The following is an 18,662-nucleotide window of genomic DNA, read 5'->3' as shown; positions in this document are numbered from 1 at the left end:
AATAAATGGATTACATCCTTAAATTATAAAAATTAAAACCAAAATAACTGAGTTATTTTCTAACATCTTTAATAATATTTAAAGCTTCTTTGACCTTTTTTTCCAGCCCTTTAAAATCTTTATTTGCAATTATCTCTTTTGAAATTAATTGGGAGCCCATTCCAACACAGGTTACTCCAGCATCGAACCAACCTTTTAGGTTTTCTTTTGTTGGCGATACTCCGCCTGTGGGCATAATGCTCGTCCAAGGCTGAGGGCCTTTTATACCTTTTACAAATTGAGGGCCATAAATATCACCAGGAAACAATTTAACCACTTCACAGCCCAACTCTTCCGCTTTGGTAATTTCCGTTAATGTACCACAGCCTGGGGACCATAATACTTTTCGTCTGTTACATACAACGGCAATGTCTTCCCGTAAAACAGGCGTTACTATAAAATTTGCCCCCAATTGCATATATAACGAAGCTGCTGCCGCATCCGTTACTGAACCAACCCCCATAATCATTCCGGGAAGTTTGTTAATGGCGTATTTGGTCAATTCACCAAAAACCTCATGGGCAAAATCGCCACGCGAGGTAAATTCCATTAATCTTGCTCCACCATCATAACAGGCTTTTAATACCTTTTTGCTTAGTTCTATGTCATTATGAAAAAACAATGGAATCATTCCTGTTTCTTTCATTGCTGTTGCGACTTCTATTCTTGAAAATTGTGCCATATTATTGTTTTAATTTTAAATCCAATTTAATATTTTTTTGAAATCATATTCCTCTGGATTTGATAAATATTGTTTTGCCTCTTTATAATCCTTTTCTTGAATAAAGAAAAGATTGTTAATGAACAGTTGAACCATATCTGAATTTATGTTAACTAATCTAGGAGGAATTTTACCATTTTCATCTTCAAAATCTTTTAAAAATAACGGGGTAATATCTCCCTTAGAATTTGCACTTACTATGCACCCGGTACTGCCTTGATCAAATAATTTTTTAACACCAATACCCAATAAAGTACAAAGCGTTAAATCAAATGCTATCGGATTACAACATCTTAATTCATAACCCAATTCAACTGGCCTAGATTTCACTTCCAGTCCAATTTCTTTTAATTTAATTTGCAATAAATAATTGAATATATGCGACTTACTGACATTACCCAACTCTGGATGTCCGTGGTCGTCATAAGTGAAATTAATTCCTGAATTGATAATTTCTTCTTCATCCATAAAATGGAATACGCCCTCACTCACCAATGCAACACCATATTCAACCCCTTTTATTTTACATTTAACAATGGAAGATATAATCATATTGATTATCTTATCAAAAGTAATGTTGGTTTTATTGAACATTTCTGGTATTATCATCATCTGAAAATGGCAAGCCGAGGCAATACCAAATGCCAAATGACCGGCAGAACGTCCCATGGCCGAAACAACAAACCAATTTTCGCTTGTTCGGGCGTCTTCATAAACAGTATTACCAATCCGTACACCTTCATCTTTTGCGGTATGAAAACCAAATGTTGGATTTCTATCTGGCAAAGGTAAATCGTTATCTATAGTTTTAGGAACATGAATATGAGCAACTGTTAAATCTTTGGTTTGAAGATATTTGGTTAACCTATTGGCGGTAGATGCTGTATCATCACCACCAATAGTAACCAATAATTTTACGTTATTTTTTTTAAAAAAATCTGCCTTAAAATCGCTGCCTTTCGGTTTGAATCTACTCATAATGAGTGTAGATCCTCCACGGCTAAAAATTCGATCAGCATGATGAAAATCAAAAATCTTTATTTCAGGGTTGTCTGCCAATAAACCTTTATATCCATGATGTACACCAATAACTTCATAGCCATCCTTGAGAAAAGTTTTAGCCAATGTGCTTATAACGGTATTAATACCAGGGGCAGGACCCCCTCCACAAATGATTGCTATTGATTCTTTCACAATTAGATGGTTGTTACCTTGCTACCCGTCCTGATGCATCACCGCCCATTAATTTTTCTACTTCTGATACCGTTACCAAATTAGCATCGCCCTTTATAGTATGCTTTAATGCGGATGCCGCCACTGCAAAATCCAATGCATTTTGATCGTCTTCTGGGTATTTTAGCAACCCATAGATTAATCCGCCCATAAAGCTATCACCGCCACCAACTCTATCTACAATATCTGTAATTTGATATTGACGGGTTTCGTACATTTTTTTACCATCGTACAACACACCGGCCCAAGTATTATGCGATGCGGATATTGAACCTCTTAACGTGGTAATTACTTTTTTGGCCTTTGGGAATTTTTTCATCATCTGTTTGCAGACCGATAAAAATGCTTCCGCTTTTACTTCATGTCCGTCTTTATGGACATCCAAACCTTCCGGATGGATACCAAAATGCTTTTCGGCATCTTCTTCATTACCCAAAACAATATCGCAATATGCAGTCAGTTCTGTCATTATCTTTTCTCTAGCTGCATTATCACAGTATGTCCATAATTTGGCTCTATAATTTAAATCAGTTGAAATAGTAATTCCCTTTGCACTTGCCGCTTTTACAGCTTCTAAACATACGTCTGCAGCTCCTTGAGAAATGGCAGGGGTAATCCCTGTCCAATGAAACCATTTTACACCATCAAAAACAGCATCCCAATCTATCATGCCCGATTTTATCTCTGCTATGGCAGAATGGGCTCGATCATAAACCACTTTACTACCTCTCGAAACTGCTCCAGTCTCTAAAAAATAGATACCAAGGCGGTCTCCGCCCCAAACTATTTTGTCGACTCCCACTCCTCTCTTTCGCATTTCCATCATTGCACATTCTCCAATATCATTTTTTGGCAAACGGGTCACAAAATCGACCGGAACACCATAATTGGCAAGTGAAACCGCTACGTTGGACTCGCCACCACCATATACAACATCAAAACTGTTAGCCTGTGAAAACCTTAAATATCCTTCTGGAGCTAATCGCAACATGATCTCCCCAAATGTAACTACTTTTTGCATAATGTTTAATTTTAAATACTATGTCTATATTCCTAATGCCTGTCCACCACCAATTTGAATAGTTTCTGCTGTCAAGAAAGATGCATCATCACTTGCTAAAAAAGAAACAACAGACGCTACTTCTTCAGGTTGCCCTAATCTACCTAATAAAATACTATTTTTCCAAGAGGCAAATACTTCTGGCTTAGTTGATTTGATTTGGGCATGGAAAGGTGTATCAATAGTACCAGGCGATACTGCATTTACCCTTATTCCATATTCAGCTAAATCTTTTGCCAAAGCTCTTGTTATTGCGTGAACACCTGCTTTTGAAGTTCCATATATTCCAGCCCCAGGTCCTCCTGCGTTCCATCCTGCATTTGAAGTATAATTAATGATTGACGCATTTTCTCCTTTTTTAAGGAAAGGGATGGCAGCTCTTGAAGCAAAAAATACAGAATCAAGATTAAGTGCCATTACGAATCTATAAAATTCGGTGGTCATGTCTTCAAATCTTGATCTTCCACCTAACCCACCGGCATTGTTTACCAGCACGTCAATTCTTCCGTATTTTTCGCCAATTTTATTAATATTTTTGGTTACTTCTTCTTCTTTCGTAACATCGAATCCATAATACTCAGCAGTGATTCCTTCTGCAGTAAGTTCTTCAATTCTTTTAGCACCGGCTTCATCTTCAATACCGTTTAAAACTACAGTATACCCGTCTTTTCCTAATCTTTTTGCTACTTGAAAACCAATACCGCCTGTAGCCCCGGTAATTACGGCTACTTTTCCTTTATTTTTACTCATTTTTGTTGTTTTAATTTTAAATATATAATCTATTAATTTTGAATTCTTTTTTAAATTTTACACAGATTTAGGTTTTAATGGTTCTATTTTTGGGCATAATACCCAAACGGCTAAAAGTGCAATTACTGCTAGAGCCCCACCTATTATAAAAGCAGGTGTATAGTTTCCTCCTGCTGTTATGAACGTAACAACGTAGGTAAGTCCAGCTGCACCAAGTTTGGCCGCCATACCTGCAAAACCAGATAGTGTACCCACTATTTTTCCACTATAAAGATCACTAGGAAGTGTTTGTATATTTCCGATTGCTATTTGAAATCCGAAAAGTAAGACTGCCATAATAATTACCGCACTCATTGCAGATGCTGGTGCTTTTAACAGAAAGAAACAAGGAATCATAATTAAGCAACCTAAAGTGATTGTCATTTTTCGTGTTTTGTCAACAGACCATCCTGCTGAAAGTCTATTTTTGGCAAGTAAGCCACCAAATATAGCTCCAATCATAGCTCCAACATAAGGTACCCATGCCGAAAATGCAATTTGTTTAACATCCATTCCAAAAACTTCCGATAAGTAAATGGGTATCCAAACTATAAAAAGCCACCAGATAGGGTCAATGGCTGCAGAGGCTATGATTACTCCCCAACTTTCTTTATGTTTAAGCAATTGACTAGTGTCTGGCGTATAACCTTCATCATAATTACCATCCTCATCAATATCTTGATTTCTTTGACCCGAAAGAATATATTTTTTTTCGTTATCTGTCAACCAAGGGTGTGTTTTTGGCGGTGCCTTTACTACGAATAACCAAGGCAGAAGCCATAAAAAACCAAGTACTGCAACGACTATAAATATAGCCTTCCAATCGAAATATACAGCTAACAACCCAATTACTGGATAAGCTACTATACCTCCTATCGCTGCTCCAGAATTAAAGATTCCTTGAGCAAGTGCACGTTCCTTAGTTGGAAACCACTCTGCATTGGCTTTTGCAGCTCCTGGCCAGTTACCAGCTTCTGCAATACCCAATATTGACCTAAAGATTGAAAAACTGAGTACTCCTTGGGCAAATGCATGTAACATGGTAGCTATAGACCATACACCGATTGAAAGAGCAAAACCAAGTCTGGTACCTATCCAATCAAAAATTTTACCGAAAAGGGCTTGACCACCAGCGTACGATAGTATAAATACAACTGATATGGTACCATAGATTGCCTTATGACCATCTGCATCCATTTCGGGAAATAAATCTTTAGCTATATCAGGCCATAAGGCTCCAAAAGCCTGCCTATCTATATAGTTTATAACTGCTGCCAAAGCTACAAATCCTACTACCCACCATCTTAATCCTTTTAGTTTCATATTTAGTTATTTTTTTTCTTGCACCGATTATTACTTTATATAATAAATTGACAAACTCTAAATTAAATTTTTAGCTTGCGGAAAAAATAAGCAATATTATAGTAGAGCTCAACTCTGATAAGAACTCGAACTATGCTCTACTTCCATTTAAAATATTTTCTAAAGACAAATCGTGCATTTTGCCTTAGCTATATTTCTTCTTTGCCATTATAACAATATTGATATAACATTTTAAAATGGCCTTTCATTTTTTGTTTTGCTAATTTTGGGTTTTGATCTTTAATTGCGTTATAAATATCTGTATGCTCCTGTATTCCTAAAAATGCTTGGTTTTCATCGCAAACATGATGTTTTTCGAAATTGGTGATAATCTCAGGTGTTATAATTAACATTAAGGTATTTAACGTACTGTTACCACTGGCCTGTGCTATAGCTAAATGAAATAGTAAATCCTCCTGAACGGCATCTTCACCTACCATTACTTTTTCGGAATAGGCATCTAATGCCTCTTTAATTTTTACCAAATCTTTCTTAGATCTTCTTGTCGAAGCCAATCCAGCCGTTTTTAATTCCAACAAAATCCTAGTTTCTACTAATGACTTAAAGTCTGGTTCTTGCAAACTTAGAATATCATCAATCATTCCGTTCATAGCAGTAACACCTATATTTGCTACAAATGTTCCACTTTGAGGTATGGATTTTAATAATCCATAAAATTCCAGTTTCTGAATCGCTTCTCTTACATTACTTCTACTTACACCGAACTTTTCAGATAACATTCTCTCTGATGGCAATTTCTCACCAGGTTCTAAATTTTTATAATTAATAAGATCCCTTATTTTAGAAATGATAGTGTTTAAAACTTCTTGATTATCATTTTTAGTAATTACTTCTAAATTCATGTATTGTGTATTTTTATTATTTAAACTGGTTAACCAATTTTTCCAGTTAAATTTATAAAAAAAATATCAGCTAATCAATGTTTAATTAGTTTCTTTTAAAATTTAGATTTTACCGACCCTATTGGAGTCGGTAAAAACCTAAATTAAACTAACTCAAATAATATTTTCTATTCCTAATTATACCCTAGTAACTAAATTTATTAATGACTAGTTGGCAAGATTAGGGTTTCTATCTATCTCATCTTGTGGAATTGGAGTATCATAGTCTACCGAAGCATTCCAGTCTGGTTTTGCTCCTTCGTAACCAGAAGCACTAAATACTACGTCTCCTAACTGTCTTCTTTTTATATCATACCATCTTTTACCTTCAAAAGCGAGTTCTATTCTACGCTCTTCCAATACATCGTTAACTGTTATTGATGAAAGGTCTGCAGGAACTGCACTTGGCGGAACAGTTACTGGAACATATCCTCCATTTGTGGATTCGCCACCATTTCTAGCTCTTCCCCTTACTTCATTAAGGAAATTAACTGCATCTGCCGCACCAATTTCTACACCCGCTTCTGCAGCAATTAGTAATACCTCCGCATAACGTAACATTGAATAATTATGGCTTGTTGCTCTTTTATTTCCACGAGCATATTCTCCTGGAAAACGTAAGTATTTAGCTATGTACGGTGAATTAACAGCATGCTCGTGTCCGCTACTTTGAAAATTAGTATAATCTACTGTAACATCATTTATTAAAGCCTCTGTTTGGAAACTAACACGCGTTCTATAATCGTCTGGATCAAAAGAGTCGTACACGGCCATGGTGGGAGTTGCAACTGACCAGCCTCCACCAGCACCATCATCATCACCTCTAATACCTGTCATAGGAGCGGTTTGGTCATAAGCATTATCGGGAGCTTCGACATTATTATAATCTAACACAAAGATTGGCTCTTTAGAAGCATCTATTTTATTAGCATTAAATAAAGTCTGGAAATCAGGATCTAAATCTACGTCATAAGTTCCCTTGTTAGTAATCACTTCTTTAGCTTTATCATAAGCCATTTGCCAATATGGGCTACCTGAAGTATTGCCAGCCAATGTTAAATATACTAAAGCTAAATATGACTTTGCAGCCGCTTTAGAAGGTGTAGCTCTAGAAGTTACGATATTTGGTAACCATTGTTCAGCATATTCCAAATCTGAAATAATTTTTTCATAAACCTCTGCTTCTGGTGTATTACTTATTGTACTAGCTGCTTCTATATCAGAAGCGGGTGCATCTATGTAAGGAACATCACCAAACAGTCTTACTAAATGAAAATAATAAAACGCTCTTGCAAAATACGCTTGTGCTACAACTGGATTTTTAAATTCATCATCTGCAGTAACTTGGTCAGCTCCGGCAATGGCGTTATTCGCAGCTGCTATTCCTAAATAAGTTCTGGTCCAAGGGTCATAAACCATTTCATTATCTCCAGTTATTGTATGCATATTCATCTCTACCCTGTGTGTTTGAGAAGAGTTAAGGTTAACCATATCAGAACGTAACAATAACGCTATAGATAATTTTCTTCCCCAAAACTCTTCATTGATAGCATGGGTTAAAGAAGCGTTTACCGCCAATTGTATATCATCTGTAGTTTGAAAAAATCCATCTGGAGACAATAGCCCTACCGGTTCTTCTTCTAAATCGGAACATCCTATTATTGACAATCCTATCAATAACAGTAAAATTTTGTGTACTTTCATAATTTTTTCTTTTAAAATTAAAATATTCTTTTCTTTAGTTTCGATTAAAATGTTAAATTAAGGCTGAAACTTACAGATTTCACTGTTGGGTAATTTCCGAAATCAAACCCTCTCGTTGTATTTCGGGCTGTATTATTACCACTTTGGCCGCCTTGAGCACCAAAGTAATTTACCTCTGGATCTAAACCTGAGTAATCAGTAATAGTCAACAAGTTTTGAGCACTTACCGATAATCTTAATTTTTCTATACCGATATTTTTAATAACATCTGAAGAAAAATTATAACCTAAGGCTATATTCTTTAATCTTATATAGCTTCCATCTTCTACAAAACGAGAAGAAATTTCTCTAAAGCTATTATTACCTACACGTGGTTGATTTGTATTGGTGTTTGTAGCTGTCCAGGCGTTATTAAAATAATCATAAGTAGTATTGGCATCACCATTATTCAACTGTACGTTGGTCATATTAAAAATTTCTCCACCTTGTGATCCTTGGAAAAAGATGTTCAGGTCAAAATCTTTATATTTAAAGTTATTTGTAAAACCCCAAGTGAAATCTGGGTTAGGATTACCAATAATTGTTCTATCATCATTAGTAATATCTCCGTCGTCATCTAAATCTGCAAATAATGGGTCACCAGCAACACCACCTGATCTAGTTGCAGTACCAGCTGGTAAAGCACCTCCTTGGTAAACTCCGGCATAATCAAATCCATAAAAAAGACCTACTTCTTCACCTTCTCTTAAGATATAAGTATTATTTACGCTAAAATAACTTGGAGCACCATTTCCAAAATAATCATCACCATTTATTAAAGAGGTTACTGTATTTTTATTCTTAGAGAATACCAAATCTGTATTCCATGAGAAATTTTCGTTTGAAATATTTCTTGTGCTTAAAAAAACTTCTAAACCTCTATTCTTAACCTCTCCAACATTTTTCAGTATTTCATCATTATAGAAACCTAAATACCATGGCAACCCTCTGTCAACCATAATTAGGTCTTTGGTATCAATATTATAATAATCTAAAGAAAGTGTAATTTTATTGTTTAACAATCCTAAATCCAAACCTAAATTTGTTTGATAAGACGATTCCCATTTTAAATCTGGATTGGCTGGTTGGTTTGGAGTAATAGCTTGAACTGTTGAACCGTTACTTGAAGCGTATATATTTTCTAAACTTGCTAAAGATTGGTAAGGACTAATTGCTGGGTTACCAGTTACACCATAACTTGCTCTTAACTTTAAGTTAGAAATAGTTTCGCTATCCTTTAAAAAGTCTTCGTTAGAAATTTTCCAACCTAATGCACCTGATGGGAAAATAGCATATTTTTCATTTTCAGCAAAGTTTGATGCACCATCGCGTCTAACTGTAGCAGTAATTAAATACTTATCGTCATAATCAAAATTTACCCTCCCGAATTGAGATTGAATTTCTTTTTCTGTTACAAATATATCACCAGATCCAGGCTGTATTAAGTTTGTGGCTGTCCATAAACCATAGTAAGAAAATGAATCTGAAATTGTGCCAGTACCTTCGTTATATGATCCTTTGTTAGTGTTTTTTTGATATGAAACACCAGCTAATAGAGTTAAATTACCTTTTCCTATTTCTTTATTATAAGTTAAATAGTTTTCACTTAGTACACTCTTACTCTTACCTTCATCAATAATCGCTCTACCGTCAATTCCACCTGCTGTTATTTGTAGAGTACGTGGCATGTAGATTCCTCTAAATTGATTTCTAGTGCTTATTCCGAAAGTAGTTTTAAAGGTTAAACCTTCTATAATTTCATAATTTGCATAAAAATTTGCTCTGAAATTTTCTATTTCAGTATCATCATCTCTTTGAGTTGCAACAGCGAACGGATTATCTACTTCATCACCAATTTGGTCATTGGTTGTAAAAGAACCGTCTTCATTGTAAATACCTTTGTCTGGAGCAAAACGCATTGCTAAAGACACAACATCGTCACCACCTACTGTTACAGAACCGTTTGATTGGGTTGTAACACCACTTTTTGTACTTAAACCTCCTGTCAAATTAAGCCCAACTTTCAATTTATCGGTAACTTGTGCATCTAAGTTCGATAAGAATGTTACTCTTTCATAATCAGAATTAACCAATAGACCATCTTGCTTAAAATATGTACCAGAGGCATAATAATTTACCTTTTCAGAACCTCCTGAAACTGATAATTGATGGTTTTGTGTGCTACCAGTTCTATAAATTAAGTCTTGCCAATCTGTATCTGCTGCACCTTGAACGTAAGGATTAGTGTTACCTTGATTAGTTCTTATTTGATTCTGATAATCGGCAAAATCACTTGCGTTTAATAAATCTAATTTATTGGCCGTATTTTGAACAGAATAAGTGGAATTTAATTCAATATTTAATTTACCACTTTTACCTTTTTTGGTTGTTACCAATACCACACCGTTAGCACCTTGAGAACCATAAATAGCAGTTGCAGACGCATCTTTTAAAATTTGCATTGATTCAATATCACCAGCTTGAGGCATACTAGCACCAACAAAACCATCTACAACTATGAGTGGGTCACTACTTGCATTAATAGAGGTGTTACCTCTAATTTTAATACTGATAGGTGCACCAGGCTCACCACCGTTGTTAGATTGAACATCAACACCAGCTGCACGTCCTTGAAGTGCTTGTGCTGCATCCAAAACAGGAAATGCCGTCAATTCTTCGGTTTTTACCGAGGATACTGAACCAGTTACATCACTTTTTCTACGTGCACCATAACCTACGACAACAACTTCGTCTAAGATTGCGGCATCTTCTACTAATGCTACGTCAATAGTTTTTTGATCGGTTATTGTAAACGATTGAGCTACAAAACCTACAAATGAAAACTGTAGCACATCACCACTTTTAACGTCAATTGAATAATTACCGTCAAAATCTGTGGTAGTACCTGTAGAGGTCCCTTCAATAAGTATTGATGCACCTGGAATTGGCGACTGATCTTTAGCATCAGTAACCGTACCTGTTAAGGTGTAATTGTCTTGAGCGAACAATGTAATACTGAATAATAATATTACAGCGAACGCTAAATTTGATTTTAATTTCATAATTAATTTGTATTATGTTAAGTTAGACTTACTTGTCCAAATTGGTTATCCAAATTGGTTTACCAGTTTGGTTTTCCAAAAATAGACTAATATTTTGTTCTGACAAATTTTTTAACAAAAAAAAGTCATTATTTCATAAAATTTTTGAAAATAGGCTGGTAGATTGGTCTCTTAAGACTCCTTATCTCCGAAATAGGAGACCCCATCACCACTTAAAAAATCTTCTCTTACAGGGCTAAAGGTGTCAATTAGCATCCCCTCTTCCAAACAAACTGCACTATGCAATAAATTTGGTTCGATATATACTCCATCTCCTGCTTCTACAATTTGCTTTACGCCATCAATTTCAAATTCAAATTTACCAGAAACACAATAGGTAGCTTGTGTGTGAAAGTGTTGATGTGGTGAACCTAATGCCCCTTTCTCAAATTTTACTTGAACCATCATAATTTGGTTATCATAACCCAAGAACTTCCTTGATACTCCACCACCAAGTTCTTCCCATTCTATGTTTTTTGTGATGATGTACTTTTCGCTAAATCGTTTCATTTATTTAATTTTAATTATTTTGTTTTATTTGAAATAATAAGAACCTGACCACTCATAATTCTTATCGTTAATTTTAACAGTATGCTTTGTTTCTGTTGAAGCATTTGTATTGGCTGTTATAAATATTTTTGAATTACCTTTTATATTGGTTATTTGTATAGCAGTGTAAGATTCACTATCTAAAATTACTTTAAGCTCCTTTATATTACTGTTTGAATTTACTGCAGATTCTGAAACTGGGCTATAGCTTCCATGTGCTTCAATAGTTGAAACAAATAAGGTGTTTTTGGCATTTTTACGTCTTAATATTAAAGCAGGATCTCGACGTAGGTTAAATTCTGGGTCATTAGCACCAATTCTGGTAAATAATAATTCATCATAATTATTAGTAGTGGTTGTTAATGTATAGAACTTGTTATTGTTAAACCATGAGAATTTAGAATTATTGCTATTTGCTTTTGCTTTTGCTTCTAGATACAAATGTTGATAGCCATTCTTATCACCTAGTGGTTTCAAAATTGCTGAAGTTTTATAATCAAAATTGGTCTGCAATACTTGCCCGAAGTAATAAAAAGGAAAATCGTATTGGTTAGCTGAAATGGAAGTCACCTTCATAATATCCAGTAGATATGGTTTTTCGAAATCACTATCTTTTATAACTGCCATAGTACGAAGCATCTCAGTTCCAGGATAGGCATTATCCTCTTTAGCACTTACAACTTGAACATTTTTGTTTTCTGAAGAAAAATAATGTAAAACGGAATGGTGCTGACTGCCAATTTCATACTCTCCATTAAAATGGGAAGTTTCATTTTGCGTCACGGTATTGTGTGCAATGGTTTGTTTTGCCCAAGTTTTATTCTCTTTTAGGTAGTTTCCACCGCCTTTCTGCTCAATATTTACAAATCGTGCTAAACCATAATCTTGAATGACTTCTTCTCCATTTTCATATAGTGAATACGATAGCTTATCATAATGACCATGACTTGATCCTTGAGAAGCATATTTAAAAACCAATTCTAGATCATCATTTCGTAAAATACCTACACCTCCCTGTTTACCATCTGGTCCATCTGATAAATTAATTGATTTTTTATCGAATGGTTTTGTGAGTCCTTTTTTAATACCAAGGGCAACGGCCAAACCGGAATCATCAAGCAATACACGATCTTGTTTTTTCGCAATACTTAATAATCCAGGGTCTTGTTCACCATAATGATAAGAAATATCAACAGCGGTTACTAACGCGTTGTTATAATATGACATTCCTTTCTGACCATCATTAAGTGGAAAAAAATCACCATCTGCATCAGACAGGTTCAATAATGCATTTATAGATTTTAGAAGCACACCATCCTTATATTCAAAAATCTTTAATTCTGGTTTTACGTTGTGCAAGCCTTCTGCAAAAATTAAAAAAGGATACATTGCGTAGCGTTGGTAATATGGTCCTTCATTATAATAACCATCGGGTGAAAAAGGTTCTTCAATATTTGCTAAAAAACCAGCTTTACCATCCTTATTTAAAAATCCTCCATCATCATCTTTTGCCGTTGTATCTAATTTTAAATCTTTAATTCCGTATAAAGCACGATCTATCAATTCTTCATCACCCATTACCAAACCAATCATACCAACTGCCGCATTTCCCCAAGTGCTGTGATTATGAACTCTTTGGTAAAACTGTGGACTATCCACCGAAATATGATCTGCAAATGGTCTAAAAAGATTTGTTTCCAGTTTATTACGTTCTTCTTCTGTTAAATAATTATAAATACAGTCATAAGCCTGACTAACGTAAACTAACCAATTGGAATCATTTAAACATTGCCAAAACAATTTCCCTCTTGCATAAGATCTTGTTTTTGGATGCAATGGTAATTTTTTATACATTTCCTCATATTGCATCAACATATCTTTTACATATTTGGCATACTTCTCATCATCTAAAATTTGATATAATACTCCTGCTTTTTGTAACACATCCCAATTACGTTTATGTCTAACATGGGTGTAGCCACCTGAATAATCTTTGGGAATGGGTACTTCTATTCCTGAAGCAATTTCGGCATCAATTTCGGCTTTTGTAGCTGCTAAAGATTCATCAAAAATCGGAATACTTCCTAAATTTGATCGAATATTTTTTACACCTTGTTTTGTTAGGATTAGTTTTGGATGATTGTTATCATTTACAGATGTCTCATCAACTTTTTCAGATATAGATTGTTTTTTACAAGATGATAAAACGAACAATGATAAAATCAATATGCTTAAATATACTTTAATTATTCTCATAATAGGTTTTATTCTAATACATTAATTTCATCTCCAAATTCTCTTGGACCTTAATTTCTCCAGAATTCGAAATTTGATTGTTAGCATGTGAATTATTTTTGGCTCCCCATAGCAATGCGATTAACTTTACGGGGTTATTTTTGAAAGTATTATTTCGAATATCAACATTTACAATGCCCCTTGTGTTCAAAAGAATACCATTTTCTTCTGTTCCACCACAATTTGTAAAGGTTGAGTTGGTTACCAACAAGTTCCCTCCAATTGTCGATTCATCATAGCCACCTCGATAATAATCAATAACATTTTGTTTTACGTTGTTGAAGTTGCAATTATCTATTGTTAAATACTCAGAATTGTAATCTCCTTTATCGTTGGTTTCTTCGGATAATTCTATTCCGTTTTCACAATTTGAAATGGAGGTGTTTTCAAAAGTTACACGTTCTGCAAAAGATTCTTTATACACCTTTAACACATAGTTAAAATCGCTGATTTCAGAATTTGTAACTGTTAATCCGAAATGGTTAGACATATTTTCCTTTAAACTTGCAAAGGCATAATTTGTGTTGTTTCCTTTTAATATGATATTATTAACCGTTAGCTTTCCTTTAGGTTGTAAAAAAAATAATGGTGTTTCAGACGCTCCTAAAAACACAAGTTGTGCTTTTTCGTCTCCTTGAGATTGGATAGTTACCGTTTTATTGATAACTAAAGATTTATCTAAACTGTAAACACCTTTTGCTAAAGCGATAATATCTCCATTATTGGCATCGTTTATTTTAGTTTGTAATTCTTCTACCTTAGTTACAGCATGTGTTGTTGGATCTTTAGATTCAACTTCGTTAGAATACCAAGTAGTGCCATATCTCGATTTATCTAAAATTTTGGGATTTGTAACATCTGCACTTACAACGGCACCAATACCGTTACTGTCTTTTCTTGAGTTTCCAAATAAGTCTTTAACAATAGTATCAAAACCGAATCCGTTATAAACATCTACATCACTTGGAAGTCCTGTTGGAATTAAAATGTTATCTGATAATTTCTTCAATTCTAATGACGCAGAAATAATTCCTCCATCAAAATCCTTGAAATTTACACCTTGATTATCTACTATGTTACTCTTGAAAATAACCCCATCCGCTTTATCATTTTCCACAACAATGTTATCTAACCCTTTCTCATTGTAGACAATATTATTGGCAACGGTAGTTCTGATTGCTCTTGCTGAGCGGATTTCAGATTCTGGTAGTACATCTGCTTGAGCAATGTTTGTGCCTACACCAAACTGCCAAGGAGAACTACAGTTTACATATGTGTTATATGCAACTACAACATCTGTTACCTGATTGTAACGATTTAACGGTGATTTTGGAATACCATTCATCACAGCCAGTGGACTTCTAAAACTTTTCCCTTTTAAATTATAGAAATAATTATTGGTGACCCAATGGCCAGTATTGATTATTCTAATTCCACCAATATTTTCGTTGATACCGTCACCAATAAAATAATTACCATCAATAATTGAATAATTGCCATGACGAGTTACCAAAGAACCTTCGCTTTTATAGAACACATTATTTCTAAATTCATTAAAGTTTGTTTTACTTGAAATAACCTCAACTTCGCCATTACACTCTTCAAATAAATTATTGGCAACCAAGGTGTGACTTGGAGACATAGAAGTGAAACTATCACCCAATTGAATAGTTTCTCCACTTGGCCCACCTTTCACAGGTCTAGGTCCAAAATGGTTATTTATAATTTGATGGTGGTTATTTATACTTTCAATACCTTCTATATTTACCCGTACGGTTGGTCCTCTGTTAGTTTTACCAGCAATATAACAGTTACTTAATTCGTTGTGTCGTCCATAAAATTGAACCCATAAATCGTCATCATCTCTTTTTGGTTTGTTAAAATCTTCAATTACGCAATTGGTAACTTTACAATTATTTGCTAATCTATCTTCATCTATCCGAAAAGCTATTACATTTTCTGAAGGTGAATAACCATTTCTAAAATGCAAACCGCTAACCACTAAATATTCGCCACCAAAAGCTAAGTTTGAAACACCTTCAATAAAAACTTCACCATCGGTTTCTGCTTTAATTGTTATAGGGTTTTCTTTTGTTCCTTTTCCTGTAAATTTTATTTCGACGTCTTTCCAAATTCCATTGGCTAAAACAATATTGTCTCCAGGTTTTACTTTTGAGATTGCGTTGGATAATTCAGTCGGCGTAGTTACTTTTATTTCATTCAGAATTGATTTTTTGCCACATGCAAGCAGTAAGATAAGGACTGATAGAAAGATAATATTTTTCTTCATTTTAATAGAGATTCATTCCTATTTCTTTTATAAAAAGCGATATTAATATGTAATTATAAATTGGTTTACCAGTTTGGTTTACCAAAATTACATATATTTGTTCAATAAACAATGGGTTTTATAAAATAAATTTATTTTCATGAAAAAATTATCATCAACAAGCAGAGCTAAACTTCAAAAAATAAGCACAGCAACCATTGCTACTTGTCTTTTTAAAAAAGGATTAAAAAACCAATTTATTCAGAATGTAAAACCTCTTAAAAAAGGAAAACCAACAATGGTAGGCGAAGCATATACATTAAGATATATTCCTGCAAGGGAAGATTTAAATGACATATCTGTTTTTAAAAATCCTGAACATCCACAACGAGTTGCTGTAGAAACCTGTCCAGAAGGTGCCGTGCTAGTTATGGATAGTAGAAAAAATGCAAGAGCTGCTTCGGCCGGGTCTATTTTGGTTACGAGATTAATGAAACGCGGTGTTGCTGGAATTGTTACAGATGGCGGATATAGAGATTCGGCTGAAATTGCTGAATTAGAAATTCCTTCATATCATCAACAACCCTCTGCACCTACAAATTTAACCCTTCATCAGGCTATAGAAATAAATGCCCCAATTGGTTGTGGGGATGTTGCCATATTTCCTGGCGACGTACTTGTGGGTGATGATGATGGTGTTATGGTTATTCCTGCTGAAATTGTTGATGAAGTGGCTGACGAATGCATTGAAATGACCATTTTTGAAAATTTTGTGTTGGAAAAAGTGAATGCGGGTAAATCTATTATCGGATTGTATCCACCAACGAGAAAAGAAACTTTAGCTGAATTCGAAAAATGGAAAAAAGAAAAATTATAAATACATTTACAACTAATAGATAATCAACTTAATTTCTTATTTAAATATTGGTCTAATTTGCCTACCATTAGCAATATTTATATTATCTTTATACTGAATACTGAGATTTTAGTTGGACCAAAATATCCAGATTAATATATAATTTTACATTGCAAAAACCTTTTCTTTTTTACTTAGAGAAAGAGGTAACGGCGAGCTACTTAATTAACAAAAGAAAATCAAAACAAAAAATTGTACCATATAGGATTAGACATTGGAAGCTCTTCTATTAAAGCTGCATTGGTTAAAATAGAATCTGGAAAAAGCGTTGGCGTAGTTCAAGAACCAGAAACAGAAATGAGCATGTTGGCGTTAAAAAATGGTTGGGCAGAACAAAGCCCCGAAGATTGGTGGCAACATGTTTGCAACGCCATTAAAAAGTTAAAGAAACTTCATAATATATCAAAAATAGATATTAAAGGAATAGGTATTGCTTACCAAATGCACGGATTAGTTGTTGTTGACAGAGAGGGAAAGCCTCTTAGAAAATCCATTATTTGGTGCGATAGCAGGGCCGTTGAGATAGGAAATAATGCTTTTCAAAAAATAGGGGAAGAAAAATGCACTTCACATTTATTAAACTCACCTGCAAATTTTACAGCATCTAAACTAAAATGGGTAAAAGATAATGAACCTGAAATTTATGAAAAAATCTATAAATTCATGTTACCAGGAGATTATATCGCCTTTAGATTTTCCAATGTAATCAACTCCACTATTTCAGGATTATCTGAAGGAATTTTTTGGGATTTTAAAAACGAAAAAGTTGCCGATTTTTTATTGGGACATTACGGTATTGATAAATCTTTAGTCCCTGATATTGTTGATACTTTTGGCCTACAATCTGTAATTGATAAAAAGGGAGAGGCGGAAAGTGGTCTCGCTGTGGGCACTCCAATCTACTACAGATCAGGAGACCAACCTAACAATGCCTTATCGTTAAATGTTTTTAATCCAGGTGAGGTAGCTGCTACCGGAGGTACTTCGGGTGTGGTTTATGCAGTAACGGATAATTTATCAGGCAAAGAAAGTACTCGGGTCAATAATTTTGCCCATGTTACTTACAACAAAAAGAACCCCGTTTTGGGTAAACTTTTAAATATAAACGGAGCGGGAATTCAATACCGTTGGCTCTTTAATAATCTCTCTGTTAGTTCTTATGTAGAAATGAACAGTTTGGCAACTGAAATTCCAGTTGGTTCTGATGGGGTTTGCATTTTACCCTTTGGTAATGGAGCAGAGCGAATGTTAAATAACAGGAATATAGGTACAAGAATTATCAACTTAAACCTAAACAACCATAATAAAGCACACTTATGCCGGGCTGCCCTAGAAGGTATCGCTTTTTCTTTTGTTTATGGTATGGAAATACTAAAATCGGATGGGGTTGTAATCAAAGTGATGCGTGTAGGTAATGATAATTTATTCCGCTCTGAGATTTTTGCGAACACCGTGGCAACACTTATAGAACAAGATATAGAAATTTACAGCACAACAGGTGCTATTGGTGCCGCTAGGGCATGCGAATTACATAATGGGAGTTTTGAAAATTTCGGTAAAATTATAATGGAAAATGATTATGTAATGACCGTTAAACCACTTAAGGATAAAAAGGTTTATGAAAAAGCTTATCATAATTGGAAAAAAGAACTAGAAATTATAATAAATCATAGCTAAAAAATT

General features: G+C 34.4%; 13 protein-coding genes. 2 read left to right on the top strand and 11 right to left on the bottom strand.

Annotation, left to right across the window (positions count from 1 at the left end; genetic code table 11):
- Positions 1 to 52 precede the first annotated feature (52 nt).
- The 11 genes from UMM65_RS06570 to UMM65_RS06520 form a co-directional block, all read right to left on the bottom strand.
- Complete coding sequence (locus tag UMM65_RS06570) at positions 53 to 721, bottom strand: bifunctional 4-hydroxy-2-oxoglutarate aldolase/2-dehydro-3-deoxy-phosphogluconate aldolase (protein WP_321975696.1); 669 nt, start codon at positions 719 to 721, stop codon at positions 53 to 55.
- Between the two features lie 15 nt (positions 722 to 736).
- Entirely contained in the window at positions 737 to 1,954 is a 1,218-nt protein-coding gene (locus UMM65_RS06565; RefSeq protein WP_321975695.1) for a 6-phosphofructokinase, read from the bottom strand.
- Between the two features lie 13 nt (positions 1,955 to 1,967).
- Positions 1,968 to 3,014 (bottom strand): sugar kinase, encoded by a 1,047-nt coding sequence (locus UMM65_RS06560; protein WP_321975694.1) that lies wholly within the window; start codon positions 3,012 to 3,014, stop codon positions 1,968 to 1,970.
- A 24-nt stretch (positions 3,015 to 3,038) separates the two neighbouring features.
- Positions 3,039 to 3,803 carry an SDR family NAD(P)-dependent oxidoreductase gene (locus UMM65_RS06555; protein ID WP_321975693.1) on the bottom strand — a complete coding sequence of 255 codons (765 nt, stop codon included), beginning with the start codon at positions 3,801 to 3,803 and terminating at the stop codon, positions 3,039 to 3,041.
- A 57-nt stretch (positions 3,804 to 3,860) separates the two neighbouring features.
- Entirely contained in the window at positions 3,861 to 5,165 is a 1,305-nt protein-coding gene (locus tag UMM65_RS06550) for an MFS transporter (RefSeq protein ID WP_321975692.1), read from the bottom strand.
- A 188-nt stretch (positions 5,166 to 5,353) separates the two neighbouring features.
- Entirely contained in the window at positions 5,354 to 6,067 is a 714-nt protein-coding gene (locus tag UMM65_RS06545) for a FadR/GntR family transcriptional regulator (protein ID WP_321975691.1), read from the bottom strand.
- 207 nt (positions 6,068 to 6,274) lie between these two features.
- Positions 6,275 to 7,810 carry a RagB/SusD family nutrient uptake outer membrane protein gene (locus UMM65_RS06540; RefSeq protein ID WP_321975690.1) on the bottom strand — a complete coding sequence of 512 codons (1,536 nt, stop codon included), beginning with the start codon at positions 7,808 to 7,810 and terminating at the stop codon, positions 6,275 to 6,277.
- 44 nt (positions 7,811 to 7,854) lie between these two features.
- Positions 7,855 to 10,911, bottom strand: coding sequence for a SusC/RagA family TonB-linked outer membrane protein (locus tag UMM65_RS06535; RefSeq protein WP_321975689.1), 3,057 nt, complete (start codon positions 10,909 to 10,911; stop codon positions 7,855 to 7,857).
- 171 nt (positions 10,912 to 11,082) lie between these two features.
- Positions 11,083 to 11,460, bottom strand: coding sequence for a cupin domain-containing protein (locus UMM65_RS06530; RefSeq protein ID WP_321975688.1), 378 nt, complete (start codon positions 11,458 to 11,460; stop codon positions 11,083 to 11,085).
- Positions 11,461 to 11,484: 24 nt separating this feature from the next.
- The gene (locus tag UMM65_RS06525; protein ID WP_321975687.1) at positions 11,485 to 13,755 is read right to left on the bottom strand and encodes an alginate lyase family protein; all 2,271 of its coding nucleotides are present in this window, start codon (positions 13,753 to 13,755) and stop codon (positions 11,485 to 11,487) included.
- Between the two features lie 13 nt (positions 13,756 to 13,768).
- Positions 13,769 to 16,084, bottom strand: coding sequence for a chondroitinase-B domain-containing protein (locus UMM65_RS06520; RefSeq protein ID WP_321975686.1), 2,316 nt, complete (start codon positions 16,082 to 16,084; stop codon positions 13,769 to 13,771).
- 139 nt (positions 16,085 to 16,223) lie between these two features.
- Here UMM65_RS06520 and UMM65_RS06515 point away from each other — a divergent pair, with 139 nt between their 5' ends.
- On the top strand, positions 16,224 to 16,940 hold the full coding sequence (locus tag UMM65_RS06515) for a ribonuclease activity regulator RraA (RefSeq protein ID WP_321975685.1): 717 nt from the start codon (positions 16,224 to 16,226) through the stop codon (positions 16,938 to 16,940).
- A gap of 231 nt (positions 16,941 to 17,171) precedes the next feature.
- Entirely contained in the window at positions 17,172 to 18,656 is a 1,485-nt protein-coding gene (locus tag UMM65_RS06510) for a xylulokinase (protein ID WP_321975684.1), read from the top strand.
- The last annotated feature ends 6 nt before the right edge of the window (positions 18,657 to 18,662 follow it).

Source organism: Aureibaculum koreense, from assembly GCF_034296135.1.
Taxonomy (GTDB): Bacteria; Bacteroidota; Bacteroidia; order Flavobacteriales; family Flavobacteriaceae; genus Aureibaculum.
This window is presented reverse-complemented; position numbering and strand designations above follow the sequence as displayed.